Source organism: Pseudoalteromonas sp. Angola-7, assembly GCF_028599255.1.
GTDB classification, from domain to species: Bacteria; Pseudomonadota; Gammaproteobacteria; order Enterobacterales; family Alteromonadaceae; genus Pseudoalteromonas; species Pseudoalteromonas atlantica.
Genome location: NZ_JAQREL010000002.1, coordinates 1 through 14,186, shown reverse-complemented (window position 1 = coordinate 14,186; position 14,186 = coordinate 1). Strand labels below are relative to the sequence as shown.

Below are 14,186 nucleotides of genomic sequence, written 5' to 3'. Positions count from 1 at the left end.
TTTGGTTTATTGTTATTAAGAAAGTGATAATAGCAGCGATGTTTAAAACAATGAAATTAATACGTTAAGGCGTGTGGCACATCGCGCAATGATTGTATTTAAACTAAGATGGGTCATAATTAAGTTACTATTTTCATTCAATGTAAAAGGAATGTGCTCATGTCGGTATTTATAATATTGCTGGTCGTGGTGGTGGTTATTTTTGCAGTCAAAGATATTCGCCTCAACCTGATCAGCCGTCCTACGTTTAAAATGTTTAAAAAGGTACTTCCGCCGCTCTCGCAAACTGAGCGAGAGGCAATGGAAGCCGGCGATGTATGGTGGGATGGTGAGCTATTTAGTGGTAACCCAGATTGGCAAAAACTGCATAACTTTCCTAAACCTGAGCTTAGTGCTAAAGAAAGTGATTTTATGGATAATCAGGTTAACACGCTACTGGCGATGCTAGATGATTACCAAATTGTACAAAAAGACAAAGACCTGCCAAAAGAAGTCTGGGATTACTTAAAAACAGAAGGCTTTTTTGCGCTGATCATTCCTGAAAAGTTTGGTGGGAGAGAGTTCTCTGCCATTGCTAATTCAACCATAGTGTCAAAAATTGCCACAAAAAGCTTAACTGCGGCTGTGACGGTTATGGTGCCTAACAGCTTAGGCCCAGGCGAATTATTACTACATTACGGTACAAAAGAACAACAAGAGCGCTGGTTACCAACACTTGCTAACGGTAAAGATGTGCCGTGTTTTGCACTTACTGGCCCAGAAGCTGGCTCTGATGCAGGTAGTATTCCTGACTCTGGCGTAGTATGTAAAGGCCAGCATAATGGCGAAGAGGTAATAGGCCTGCGTTTAAATTGGTCTAAGCGCTATATTACACTGGCGCCTATTGCAACTGTACTTGGCCTTGCTTTTAAAATGTATGACCCCGATGGGCTACTTGGTGATGAAAAAGAGCTTGGTATTACCTGCGCACTAATTCCTACCGATCACGAAGGGGTAGAAACCGGCGAGCGCCATTATCCATTAAATATGGCATTCATGAACGGGACTACTTACGGTAAAGATGTGTTTATACCACTAGATTGGATTATTGGCGGTGAGCAAGGTGCAGGACGAGGCTGGCGTATGCTGGTTGAGTGTTTAAGTGCTGGGCGCGGTATTTCATTGCCAGCACTGAGTACGGCAACAGGGCATTTAGCGTCAAAAATGACCTCTGCTTACGCCATGGTGCGCCAGCAGTTTGGTGTATCTATTGGCCAGTTTGAAGGTGTACAAGAAGCACTAGCCCGTATTGGCGGATTAACATATACACTTGAGTCAGCACGGTTAATGACTGCCGGTGCCATTGATTTAAAATTAAGCCCCTCGGTGGTGACCGCCATCGCAAAATACCATATGACCGAAATGGGCCGTACGGTAATGAACGATGCTATGGACATTCATTCTGGTAAAGGTATTCAAGTTGGGCCTAATAACTATTTAGCCCATGGTTATATGGGCATTCCGGTATCTATTACGGTTGAAGGGGCTAATATTTTAACGCGTAACTTAATGATATTTGGACAAGGTGCCACCCGTTGTCATCCGTTTGTGTTAAAAGAAATGGAAGCTGCCGCAATGGAAGACGACGATGCAGCACTTGATCAATTTGATAGTTTATTGATGAAGCATATTTTATTTGCCGCCAGTAATGCAGGCATGGCTTTTGTGCATGGCTTAACACGTAGTTGTTTTGCTAAAGCGCCCGTGTGTGGTGCAACCGCTGTTTACTACAAACAGCTAAGCAGAATGAGCCGTGGCCTTGCTTTTACTACCGATGTAGCCATGTTGGTACTTGGTGGCGAGCTAAAGCGTAAAGAGATGATTTCAGCGCGTTTAGGTGATGTACTAAGTCATTTATATTTAGCGTCTACAGTGTTAAAGCGCTTTGAAGACGAAGGTCGTCAGCAAGCTGACTTACCGTTTGTGAAATACGCAATTGAAAACTCATTGTATGAAATTGGCCAAGCGTTTGATGGCTTTTTCAAAAACTTTTCAAACCCGGTGGTTAACTTTTTACTTAAACGCGTTGTGTTTCCGCTGGGGAATCATTACCACAAGCCAAGTGATGAAACAGCCCAAAGTATTTGCGAGCATATGACGCAACCAGGGGTGTTTAGAAACCGTTTAACGCACTTATGTTATGTAGATGAAAATGCGGGCACGGGCGTGATGGAAAATGCTTTTTTAGCTATGCACGATATGCAAACACAGTTTAAAGAGTTAAAACACTGGCAACGCAGTGGTAAGGTCCCTGCAACACTCGACATAGAAGGCGCAATAAATTACGCACTAGAGAATGAGCTCCTTGCGCAAGCAGATGCCGATGCAATGCACCATACCAATAAACTAAGAAAACAAGCAATTGCCGTTGATAACTTTAAACCCGGTGAATTATAACGCTTAAGATAAGCGCTAAACGCAAAAAGGCCTTACATGTGTAAGGCCTTTATTGTGGTGTATAAGTTAGCGTGCGTAAGGGTCTGCCACTATTTTGTCTATATACCATTTCCCTTTTTTACGAAGCATTTTTACGCTGCGCATATCGTCAATTTTATCGCCATTAAAATAACCGGTAAAAATTAGATTTATTTTGGCGTTATCACCATATTGTTCGCGCACACTCATATTGGTCATATCGACTTCAATCACAACTTCATCGTATTGTAGGTTGACTAAGTTTCGGGCAAATTGCTTAGCGGTGCCGTAAGATTTCATTATGCGGCTGAGATTCGGGGTGGCCATTGTACTGGCTTTTTGTAAATCTTTTTGATTGTATAACGCATCAAAGTAGGCAGTGGCTGTGTCGCCGGGTGAGTCGCCCAGTGTTTGCACGTTATCGCCACAGGCGGCTAAAAATATGCAAACTATAAAACTTAAATAAGTTGTTATTTTTTTCATGGTGTATTTTTTTAATTAATTTTTTAAAGTGTGTGATTAATTAAACAAGATGTAAAGCAGCACCGCGTAATAAATAGAAAATCGAATCATAAATAATAAAAAAGGATGCCATAAGCACCCTTTTTAGTATCTCAAGGAGAGAAGTTTACTGTACTAATTCTTGCTCGCTAAATTCTTCAGCAAACATTGGGCTTGATAAGTAACGCTCCGTTGCACTTGGTAAAATTACCACAATGTTTTTGTCCGCGTTTTCTGGTTTTTCAGCATAGCGTTTAGCGGCAACAACCGCTGCGCCCGAAGAAATACCTACTAAAATCCCTTCTTTTTTCATTAGTTCATGAGCCATTGCAATCGCATCTTCGTTTGATACTTGCTCAGCAGCATCAATCACACTTAAGTCAAGGTTACCAGGAATAAAGCCTGCGCCAATGCCCTGTATTTTATGTGGACCTGGTTTAACTTCTTCGCCTGCAAGCGTTTGGCTAATAACAGGTGAATTAGTTGGCTCAACTGCAATCGCTTTAACATCTAGGCCTTTTTCGTTTTTAAGGTAACGACTAACACCTGTAATAGTACCGCCAGTGCCTACGCCTGCTACAAAAAAGTCTACTTTACCATCAAGCGCTTCAAAAATTTCTGGGCCGGTTGTTTCAAAGTGAATTTTAGGGTTAGCTGGGTTTTCGAACTGTTGTAATAAAATGTATTTTTCTGGATCGGTTGCTTGAATTTCTTTTGCTTTTTCAATTGCGCCATTCATACCTTTAGCACCATCTGTCAGCACTAAGTTAGCGCCTAATGCTTTTAATAGTTTGCGGCGCTCTAGGCTCATTGTATTTGGCATGGTGAGTGTTAATTTGTAACCACGTGCTGCTGCAACAAATGCAAGGGCGATACCTGTATTACCCGATGTAGGTTCAATTAGTTCTTTACCTTCAACAAGCTGACCTGATTTTTCAGCTTCCCAAATCATTGATGCACCAATACGACATTTAATACTAAAGCTAGGATTACGCGATTCTACTTTAGCGTAAACGTTACCGCCTGTTACGCGATTAAGTTTTACCAGTGGTGTATTACCAATGCTTAGTGAGTTATCTTCAAAAATAGTAGACATAATGTTCCTTTGGATACAATCTGATCAATGTGTTAATAGCCTTTGCTATTAACTATATAAATACACTTTACTGCGAGTTTAAAAAAACTAAAGTAAAGTTTGGCTATAACATATATCTATTGAGCTTATAACTAGCCGAAATAAAAATTAGTTATTATTATTGCTTTAGTTATTAAGAATGCGGGCTTCTTTTTAAATTTAAAGAGTAATCCTCGTCACTTAGTTAAAAAATGCGTGGGATAGGCTAATAATTGAGACGATTTTGTGTGTTATTTGTGCACATGAATATAACTTGAATACTTTTATCACACAACGCGTCTAAAACATGTTAAAAACACTCTATCTATATTCAATTTAACTAAGCAATCACAATGAAGTTAATCTTAAAATTAATTGCCGGTATTGTGGCCGGTATTTTAGTCGGGCTTTATGTGCCTCTCACTGGTGTTGAGCTTTTATTTACTATTAAAGAACTTATTGGCCAACTCATATCTTTTACCATCCCATTAATTATTTTATTTTTTATTGCTTCGGGAATTGCTGGCTTGCCTAAAGGGTCAGGCCATTTACTAGGTAAAACAGTTGGTTTTGCATATAGCTCTACAGTAATTGCAGGTACGCTTGCATTTTTATTAGTCAGTGCAGTAATTCCTCTTTTAAGTGGCGGTATTACATTTGAAGCCGAAGTAGCCACAGAGATTGGAAGTTTTATTGATTTAGAAATTCCACCGCTGATGGGGGTAATGACAGCCCTTGTGACTGCATTTGTGTTTGGTATTGGCATGAGCCAACTTGAATTAGAAACACTTAAAAAAGTGTCTGATCAGGGTCGCGATGTAATCGATGCTTTATTATCTAAAGTAATTATTCCGGCATTACCATTTTACATTGCAGGTGTATTTGCAGAAATGACCGTAGCAGGGACCGTGGTCGATACACTGCAAACCTTTGGTGTAGTGCTTATTGCAGCACTTGTTATGCACTGGCTGTGGCTAACCGTATTATATGTTTCTACGGGGATATTACTTAAACGTAACCCGTTGGAGCTAGTTAAAAATATGCTTCCTGCTTATTTTACAGCACTGGGGACAATGTCGAGCGCGGCAACCATTCCGGTGTCTTTGCAATCAAGCAAAGCAAATAACGTAAAAGAAGATGTAGCAAACTTTACAGTGCCACTGTGCGCTACTATTCATTTATCGGGTTCTACCATTACGATTGTGACGTGTGCAATGGCCGTTATGTTTTTATCGCCAAGCATGGAAGTACCTTCTTTAATGGGGATGCTGCCGTTTATTATGATGTTAGGGGTAGTAATGATTGCAGCGCCAGGTGCACCTGGTGGAGCAGTAATGTCGGCGCTCGGTTTATTAACCAGTATGCTTGGCTTTAACGAAGGCGCTGTTGCACTTATGATTGCACTTTACCTTGCGCAAGATAGCTTTGGTACAGCGTGTAATGTTACAGGCGATGGTATTATTGCCCTATGGGTAGACCGTTTTAGCGAAAAAACAGCGTCATAAAAAACTAAAGTACTGGTTTTTAGCAGTAATAAAATAATGCTAAAAGATGAGTACACCTAAAGCGAAGCAATAATATTAGTTATTGTTTCGCTTTAACTGTGGTAATGTGGCAAATTAGATTGTTTGTCGCGTATTGTTAGGTTAATGAGGGTATTACATTGATTAATGTGCTTTTAGTTGATGACCATGAGCTGGTACGAACTGGTATAAAACGTATATTAGATGATGTACGTGGTTTTAAAGTGGTAGGCGAAGCTAAAGATGGAGAGGCTGCGGTACAGTTTTGTCGCCAGCACGCACCTAATATTGTATTAATGGATATGAACATGCCTGGCATGGGTGGCTTAGAGGCCACTAAAAAGATTTGTCGCTATTGCCCAGATGTAAAAATTATTGTGCTTACGGTTAATTGCGAAGACCCGTTTCCATCAAAAGTGATGCAAATTGGCGCGCATGGCTTTTTAACCAAAGGTGCAGGCTCTGATGAAATGGTTCGTGCTATACGATCTGTTCATGCAGGTCAGCGTTATATCGCCCCAGAAATTGCACAACAAATAGCCCTTGCGCAAGTAACAGGGCGTACCGATGAAAACCCTTTTCAAAGCTTATCTGAGCGCGAGCTACAAATTATGCTAATGATCACCAAAGGTGAAAAAGCTCAAGATATTGCCGAGCGCTTAAATTTAAGCTCAAAAACAGTGAACAGCTACCGTTACCGTATGTTTGAAAAATTAAACGTAGGAGGCGACGTTGAGCTTACTCATTTGGCTATTCGCCATAAAATGATTGATATAGACGTATCTCATTAATTTTTTAATTTATGTCTGAATTCGATCACGCCCAATTTTTAAAAACGCTATCAAGTGAACCGGGTGTATACCGTATGCTTGATAGTGAACAACAAGTTATTTATGTCGGTAAAGCTAAAAACTTAAAAAAACGGGTAAGTAGCTACTTTAGATCTAATCTAACCGACAGCAAAACCCGTGTGCTAGTGAGTAATATTTGCGATATTGAAGTTACGCTCACAAACACCGAAACCGAAGCCCTGCTGCTTGAAAACAACCTTATAAAAAAATATCAGCCGCGTTATAACATTTTATTACGTGATGATAAGTCATACCCCTATATATTACTTACCAGTCATAAACATCCGCGTTTAGCCTTTCATAGAGGCAGTCGCAAGGTAAAAGGCGAGTACTTTGGGCCTTTCCCAAGTGCTGGCGCAGTGTCGGAAAGTTTGCGTTTAATGCAAAAAATATTTCCTGTACGTCAGTGCGAAGATGCCTATTACCGTGCCAGAAGCCGCCCGTGTTTACAGTATCAGCTAAAGCGCTGCTCAGCACCGTGTGTTAATAAAGTGACAGAGCAAGAGTACGGCGAACAAGTTGATTATGTACGTAAGTTTTTAACAGGTAAGTCGCACGAAGTAATAGCCGATTTAATAAAAAAAATGGAAGCGGCGAGTAAAGACCTTAACTTTGAGCTCGCAGCTAAAGTGCGTGACCAAATTATGCTACTGCGCAAAATGCAGGAGCAGCAGTCTATTTCAGGTAATTTTGCTGAAATGGATGTGGTAGGTTTTGCGCACTTAAATGGATTAAATGGGATTCATTTATTGATGATCCGTGATCATAAAGTGCTAGGCAGTAAAACCTATTTTCCAAAAGTGCCTAAAGATTCGGGGCAAGAGGAAATACTCACTTCGTTTTTAGGGCAATATTATTTAGCGCCTGGTGCGACAGGGCGCATAGCAAAAGAAATTATTTTACCGTTCGAGATTGAAGAAAGTAGCGCATTGAGTGAAGCGCTTACGCAAATTAGTGAGCGCAAAGTATCGCTTAAAGTGGTCACCCGCGGAGAGCGAGCACAATACCTTCAGCTTGCTAATAAAAACGCATTAAACAGCATTACCGTTAAACAAAGTACGCAAGACTCTATAAACAAACGTTATGCACAATTAAAAGCGACCCTAGGCTTAGATGATATAAACAGAATGGAATGTTTTGATATCAGCCATACCATGGGGGAGAACACAGTAGCCAGTTGTGTAGTATTTGATTCGCAAGGGCCAAATAACAAAGAGTACAGACGCTACAACGTAACGGGTATAACCGGCGGTGATGATTACGCGGCAATGGAGTTTGCACTGAACAAACGCTACAACAAAGTGGTAGATGAAGACAAAATCCCTGACGTTATATTCATTGACGGTGGTAAAGGGCAACTAGGCCGTGCAGAGCAGTATTTTGCCACGTGGCCACATGCTAAAATGCCGCTGTTAGTAGGTGTAGCAAAAGGCACAAGCAGAAAGCCAGGCCTTGAAACCTTATTAATTGATGGCGGGCGAAAAACGATTCCTATGGATTCGGATGCGCCAGCACTTCATTTAATCCAGCATATTCGCGATGAGTCGCACCGATTTGCCATTGCAGGGCACCGTAATAAGCGCCAAAAACAGCGCACGCAATCATTATTAGAAGAGATCAACGGAGTAGGTTCTAAGCGCCGCCAAACATTATTAAAATATTTAGGGGGCATGCAAGGGGTAAAAGCTGCTAATATAGAACAGTTAAAGAAAGTTCCTGGGATCAGTCCTGACATGGCTGAGAAGATATTTAACCATTTGCATGACAAGGGCTAGCCCTTCATGCGAATATAGAAAAAAAGACATATCCAAGTAGTTATGTGGAATATTCCAAACACACTCACAACCTTTAGACTTTTTCTTATCCCCATATTTTTGGTGATATTTTACTTGCCTTATAGCTGGGCGTTTTTTGCTGCCGCTTTTATTTTTTGGCTTGCATCAATCACCGATATACTTGATGGCTATTTAGCACGAAAGCTAGAGCAATCTACGCCTTTTGGTGCGTTTTTAGACCCTGTAGCCGATAAGGTTATGGTGTGTGCTGCACTTGTTGCGCTCTCTGATCATTATCAGTCTATGTATATGACGATTCCGGCACTTATTATTATTAGCCGTGAAATAGTGATATCTGCATTACGTGAATGGATGGCCGAACAAGGCAAACGTGGAAACGTTGCAGTATCAAATATGGGAAAAATAAAAACCGCGGCGCAAATGCTGGCGATTATTGGCCTAATTTGGCAATACGATACGTGGATGATCTATTTAAGTTTTGCTTTATTGTATATAGCCACCTATTTAACACTGAGCTCTATGGTGCAATATTTAATGGCTGCATGGAGTGAATTGACCAAAAATTGATTGTAAACGTCTAATAACGCACCGTTTTAGATAAAAAATAATCAAACAGTTCAAAAGTGGCATTTTTTGTGTTGACGCGTTTAATAATCTCTGTAGAATGCGTCCGTGTTGAGAGGGCATAGCCCCTAAGATAAAGAAAACCAAAGTTACTTAGTTAGCAGCGTAAACATCGCAAGATGTTGAATAACGCAGATAATTAAATAATAATGCGGCACTAGCTCAGTTGGTAGAGCGCGACCTTGCCAAGGTCGAGGTCACGAGTTCGAGCCTCGTGTGCCGCTCCAAGTTTTCATTAGGTTGTCCAACGGTTTGGCGGAATGGCAGAGTGGCCATGCAGCGGATTGCAAATCCGTCCACCTCGGTTCGACTCCGGGTTCCGCCTCCATTCAACACTCCACATGCTTTAAATAGCAAACTCGATGCCCGAGTGGTGGAATTGGTAGACACAAGGGATTTAAAATCCCTCGACTAACAAGTCGTGCCGGTTCAAGTCCGGCCTCGGGCACCACTTTGTGGTTTAATTACATCGCCAAGTGTAATTTATAAAAACAATATTACATAAATTAGTTTATGTAATTAAATTTAGAATTAATATGATGCGGCACTAGCTCAGTTGGTAGAGCGCGACCTTGCCAAGGTCGAGGTCACGAGTTCGAGCCTCGTGTGCCGCTCCATATTAGTTTTATCCACTTGCTTTAAATAGCAAACTCGATGCCCGAGTGGTGGAATTGGTAGACACAAGGGATTTAAAATCCCTCGACTAACAAGTCGTGCCGGTTCAAGTCCGGCCTCGGGCACCACTTTTAATTACCCTACCAAGGTAATTGAAAGTTAGATAAATATTAATAAAAAGTTTAACGCGGCACTAGCTCAGTTGGTAGAGCGCGACCTTGCCAAGGTCGAGGTCACGAGTTCGAGCCTCGTGTGCCGCTCCAAATTATTTGGAAGCGTTAAGGCGGAATGGCAGAGTGGCCATGCAGCGGATTGCAAATCCGTCCACCTCGGTTCGACTCCGGGTTCCGCCTCCATTTAATTACTCCACATGCTTTAAATAGCAAACTCGATGCCCGAGTGGTGGAATTGGTAGACACAAGGGATTTAAAATCCCTCGACTAACAAGTCGTGCCGGTTCAAGTCCGGCCTCGGGCACCACTTTTACTAAAGTCCTTTTAGTAAATTAAATATTCCCTATTTTAAATAAATACCCATCTGTTATATAACATAACAATCACTTTGTTTATGTTTTTGCCTATTCCTTAAAAATTAATAGCAATTGGCTTAATCAAGTGACTAATTTGAGGTAGACAATCGTGCTTAAAGCAGAGCATACGCATTGTTACACGTTAGCGTTAGTTGATTAAACCTACATTACTTTTCCCATATCCCTTTGCTGCTGCCGTCTAAATCCAATTCAGTTCATTAAAGCAATTTACATACATGCGCGACTACCTGATGATATAAACTTGATAGCTAAAGGTGCAACTAATAGCACTTGGTTGTTATGCGCTGATATGTGCGCTCTATTTATTTAAAACAACGTGTTTTAGAGGTGTATTGCCAAAGCTAAACAGTTTGATAATTAAATACGTTCGTTAATGTATTAGCTGAAGTGTAGGTAGGGGAGGAAATAAAGTGCAAAGCAAAGCGACACAAAGCCGCTTTGCTAAAGTACATAATGCTATAACTTTGTTTGTGCTTTATAAATGGGGTATTCGCTCATTAAACCTTGAATAAGCGCCACGCACATTAAAATAAGCACAATTGAGAAAGGTAACGCAGTGGTTACTACTCCAGATTGCAGAGCCTGCAAGGCTTGAGAGCCTCCTACCCATAGTAATACGGCGGCTATTGCCCCTTCAATCGATGCCCAAAATATACGTTGTGGTACCGGCGCATCAATTTTTCCGCCAGCGGTTATGCCATCTATTACAAGTGAGCCAGAATCAGAAGAGGTAATAAAAAATACTAAAACAAGCACAATTGAGATCACACTAATAAGGCCACTAAGCGGAAGCTGCTCATAAACCTGAAATAGCGTTACAGAGATATCGGTTAACCCGTTTTGCCCAAGTGGGCCTACTTTATCAATAATTTGTGAAATCGCTAAATTACCAAATACCCCCATCCACACTAAGCTTAATAGTGTTGGCAGGCCAATGACGACTAATAAAAATTCTCGCACGGTACGGCCTCTAGAAACACGGGCAATAAACATTCCTACAAACGGCGACCACGATATCCACCATGCCCAGTAAAATACTGTCCAGGCATGCATCCAGTCTTCATCTTCACGGCCAAACGGATTACTAAGCGGAACCATATGTTCTACATATGCACCAAAGGTAAACCATATTGCTGTAATTGAGTCACTAAAAGTAAGCGATATTATGGCAACGAGTAAAATAAATGCACATATAAGATTGATGTTACTAAGTACTTTCACACCCCCTTCAATGCCTTTAATAACAGAAACAATAGCAATACAGGTAACGAGCGCTATAACTGTAATTTGAAAAGCGGTACCGTAGTCAGTGCCCATTAAATAATTAATACCACTTGTTGCTTGCTGTGCCCCTAAACCAAGAGACGTTGCTAAACCAAAAAGCGTGGAAAGTACAGCAAGTATATCAATAACGTGACCAAGCCAGCCCCATGCACGATCGCCAAATAAGGGATAAAACACGGAGCGTATAGATAACGGAAGGCCTTTATTGTAAGCAAAAAACGCTAAGCTAAGTGCAACAATGGCGTAAATTGCCCAACCATGTAAGCCCCAGTGATACATGGTGGCGCCCATGGCTAAAGAGTGAGCTTCTGGGGTATTTGGCTCTGCGTTCATTGGCATTAAGTACCAATCAGTATAATAGGCTGCGGGCTCTGCAACACCCCAAAACAGTAAACCTATCCCCATTCCTGCGGCAAATAACATTGCCAGCCATGAGAGATAACCATGTTCAGGTTTTGCATCAACACCCCCTAAGCGAATTTTACCAAGAGGGGAGAGCGCAAGTGCAAAGCAAAATAATACGAAACCATTAGCAATCAACATGAAGTAGCTATCAAATTTATTGATAATGGCATCTTTAGTTGAGGTAAGTGCTTCCCTGACGACTTCAGGGTCAAGCAATAAGGTAAGGGCAACAAATAGTATGACTAAAAATGCGCTTATTCCAAACACTGGGTTATGAACATCAAACCCCCATTTTTGTACGTTATCTTGACCTACCTGATAATCGGTAGTGTCAATACTGTATTTGTTCAATTGGTCATCCATCATGACTCCTTTATATTATAGATAACAAACTTCAATTTTATAGTACGTAAGTAAATCAAAAAGCGCCTATTACTGATATTTAATTATGGTATATATCTCTGAAATACATTAATAAATTTTTATATAGTTTGAAAGGCAAAAAAAAGCGAGCTAATGCTCGCTTAATAATTTTTTAATTTAGCGTTACTTCCACGCGTTAGGATCAACCTCTTTAGCAAGCTTAGGGTGCTTGTCTTTGTCAAACGTAGGTAATACACCTTGCTTGTTTTGCGCGTTGTAATCTTTTGATAACCACACAACAACGCCTGAAAGCATAAACAGTGCAACTACGTTTACAATAGCCATAAGGCCCATAGAAATGTCAGCAAGTGTCCAAATAATACCTAGTTCACCAATGGCACCAAACATAACCATACCTAATACAAGTAATCTAAATATAAACATTCCTTTGGTAGAGTTGTGCTCTAAAAACATTAGGTTTGTTTCGGCATATGAGTAATTCGCGACAATAGAGGTAAATGCAAAAAACAAAATGGCAATGGCAATAAAGTAAGTACCCCAGTCACCAACGTGCTCTTGTAGTGCAGCTTGCGTTAACTCTATTCCTAATACACCCGATTCAGGCACAAGTTGATTAGACAGTAAGATTAATGAGGCAGTGGCTGTACAGATCACAATAGTATCTATAAATACACCTAGCATTTGCACATACCCTTGCGAGGCGGGGTGCGGTGGATAAGGTGTTGCCGTTGCTGCGGCATTGGCTGCGCTACCCATACCGGCTTCGTTTGAAAACAAACCGCGCTTAATACCTTGGATCATAGCTTGCGTTACACCATAGCCAATTGCACCGGCGCCTGCTTGCTCTAAACCAAAAGCACTTTTTATTATAAGTACAATAACATCAGGCAGGGCAGTAAAGTTAATCGCACATACATATATAGCAACTAGCAAATAGGCAAGCGCCATAAATGGAACAACCATTTCGGCAAAGCGTGATATTGTTTTTAATCCTCCAAAAATAATGATGCCAGAGCCAATTACAAGTGCAATGCCTACTATATACTTAGGTACATCAAACGCTACTTCAAATGCGGCAGCAATAGAGTTTGACTGTACAGCATTAAATACCAGGCCAAAGGCTAAAATTAAGCATAATGAAAACAACACACCCATCCAGCGTTTGCCTAAACCTCGTTCCATATAATAAGCAGGGCCGCCTCTAAAGTTGCCATCAGCGTCTTTAGTTTTGTAAGCTTGTGCTAAGGTACTTTCTGCAAAGCTAGTTGCCATACCTATTAAAGCAATCAGCCACATCCAAAATATAGCCCCAGGGCCACCTAAATAAAGTGCCACGGCAACACCGGCCATATTACCTGTTCCAACACGCGCCGCTAAAGAAGTACAAAAAGCCTGAAAAGAAGAAATCTCATCTCCACCACATTTACGTGAGCCAAACATAACTTTAAACATATAGGGGAATTGTACAAATTGAATAAAGCCTAACCGAATGGTAAAAAAGACACCTGCTGCTATTAATAAGTAGACGAGAACTTGGCCCCAAAGTAAGGCACTTATACTATTTATTATATCTGTCATGAATACTACCTAAGTACATGAGTTGAAAAAGTGCTGGCAACTTACCATAACAAATCAAAAGAGTTTAGTCTTAAAAGCAAAAAAGCGTTCTTATCCACAGGCTTTTGTGGGTAACATGTGTTTTTAATGTGAGGTTCTTATGGGTATAAATTAAATGCAATTTTATTCAATAAAACGCTTGCGTATAAAACGTTTCTCCCTATAATGCGACCCCACTGAGACGGCAGAGCAGGCAACGCTTAGCGAGGCAAGCAAACCACTTAGTGAGTCGAGTAAAACTTAGTTTTAAAAACTTTCAAGTTTAACAAAATTAAGTGTTGACAAAAAAATAGGAAAGCGTAAGATGCGCAGCCCTAGCGAGATAAAGTTTAACGCTTTAATCGCAACGTTCTTTAACAATATAAAGCAATCATCTGTGTGGGCACTCGTACAGATTGAGTTCTAACAGCCAAGCTACTTAGGTAGTGAGGCAAACAAATTTAGAGTCTCAATTGAAACTGAGTGACC

General features: G+C 40.8%; 9 protein-coding genes and 8 tRNA genes. 13 read left to right on the top strand and 4 right to left on the bottom strand.

The window, feature by feature from the left end; translation table 11 throughout:
- Window positions 1-159: 159 nt before the first annotated feature.
- Complete coding sequence (locus tag PSH50_RS02640; protein WP_273588046.1) at window positions 160-2,436, top strand: acyl-CoA dehydrogenase; 2,277 nt, start codon at window positions 160-162, stop codon at window positions 2,434-2,436.
- Window positions 2,437-2,502: 66 nt separating this feature from the next.
- On the opposite strand, the gene PSH50_RS02635 is transcribed toward PSH50_RS02640, so the two are convergent.
- Window positions 2,503-2,937 (bottom strand): hypothetical protein, encoded by a 435-nt coding sequence (locus tag PSH50_RS02635; protein WP_273588045.1) that lies wholly within the window; start codon window positions 2,935-2,937, stop codon window positions 2,503-2,505.
- 145 nt (window positions 2,938-3,082) lie between these two features.
- The gene (gene cysK / locus PSH50_RS02630; protein WP_273588044.1) at window positions 3,083-4,051 is read right to left on the bottom strand and encodes a cysteine synthase A; all 969 of its coding nucleotides are present in this window, start codon (window positions 4,049-4,051) and stop codon (window positions 3,083-3,085) included.
- A 371-nt stretch (window positions 4,052-4,422) separates the two neighbouring features.
- Between cysK and PSH50_RS02625 the strand changes: the two genes are divergently transcribed.
- The 12 genes from PSH50_RS02625 to PSH50_RS02570 all read left to right on the top strand — a co-directional run bounded on the left by PSH50_RS02625 (window position 4,423) and on the right by PSH50_RS02570 (window position 9,958).
- Window positions 4,423-5,574, top strand: coding sequence for a dicarboxylate/amino acid:cation symporter (locus tag PSH50_RS02625; RefSeq protein WP_273588043.1), 1,152 nt, complete (start codon window positions 4,423-4,425; stop codon window positions 5,572-5,574).
- A 158-nt stretch (window positions 5,575-5,732) separates the two neighbouring features.
- The gene (gene uvrY / locus PSH50_RS02620) at window positions 5,733-6,383 is read left to right on the top strand and encodes a UvrY/SirA/GacA family response regulator transcription factor (protein WP_004589511.1); all 651 of its coding nucleotides are present in this window, start codon (window positions 5,733-5,735) and stop codon (window positions 6,381-6,383) included.
- An 11-nt stretch (window positions 6,384-6,394) separates the two neighbouring features.
- The gene (gene uvrC / locus PSH50_RS02615) at window positions 6,395-8,218 is read left to right on the top strand and encodes an excinuclease ABC subunit UvrC (RefSeq protein WP_004589510.1); all 1,824 of its coding nucleotides are present in this window, start codon (window positions 6,395-6,397) and stop codon (window positions 8,216-8,218) included.
- A 42-nt stretch (window positions 8,219-8,260) separates the two neighbouring features.
- The gene (gene pgsA / locus PSH50_RS02610) at window positions 8,261-8,806 is read left to right on the top strand and encodes a CDP-diacylglycerol--glycerol-3-phosphate 3-phosphatidyltransferase (RefSeq protein WP_024033647.1); all 546 of its coding nucleotides are present in this window, start codon (window positions 8,261-8,263) and stop codon (window positions 8,804-8,806) included.
- 208 nt (window positions 8,807-9,014) lie between these two features.
- Window positions 9,015-9,090 (top strand) — tRNA-Gly (locus PSH50_RS02605).
- A 27-nt stretch (window positions 9,091-9,117) separates the two neighbouring features.
- Window positions 9,118-9,191: transfer RNA gene (locus PSH50_RS02600), tRNA-Cys, on the top strand.
- A gap of 36 nt (window positions 9,192-9,227) precedes the next feature.
- Window positions 9,228-9,314 (top strand) — tRNA-Leu (locus PSH50_RS02595).
- A gap of 90 nt (window positions 9,315-9,404) precedes the next feature.
- Window positions 9,405-9,480 (top strand) — tRNA-Gly (locus PSH50_RS02590).
- Between the two features lie 39 nt (window positions 9,481-9,519).
- A tRNA-Leu gene (locus PSH50_RS02585) sits at window positions 9,520-9,606 on the top strand.
- 59 nt (window positions 9,607-9,665) lie between these two features.
- Window positions 9,666-9,741, top strand: a tRNA-Gly gene (locus tag PSH50_RS02580).
- A gap of 19 nt (window positions 9,742-9,760) precedes the next feature.
- Window positions 9,761-9,834 (top strand) — tRNA-Cys (locus PSH50_RS02575).
- 37 nt (window positions 9,835-9,871) lie between these two features.
- Window positions 9,872-9,958 (top strand) — tRNA-Leu (locus PSH50_RS02570).
- 526 nt (window positions 9,959-10,484) lie between these two features.
- On the opposite strand, the gene PSH50_RS02565 is transcribed toward PSH50_RS02570, so the two are convergent.
- Window positions 10,485-12,080: a BCCT family transporter gene (locus PSH50_RS02565; RefSeq protein ID WP_096739834.1), complete on the bottom strand. Its 1,596-nt coding sequence runs from the start codon at window positions 12,078-12,080 to the stop codon at window positions 10,485-10,487.
- A gap of 183 nt (window positions 12,081-12,263) precedes the next feature.
- Window positions 12,264-13,679: a sodium:alanine symporter family protein gene (locus tag PSH50_RS02560; protein ID WP_273588042.1), complete on the bottom strand. Its 1,416-nt coding sequence runs from the start codon at window positions 13,677-13,679 to the stop codon at window positions 12,264-12,266.
- Between the last annotated feature and the right edge of the window lie 507 nt (window positions 13,680-14,186).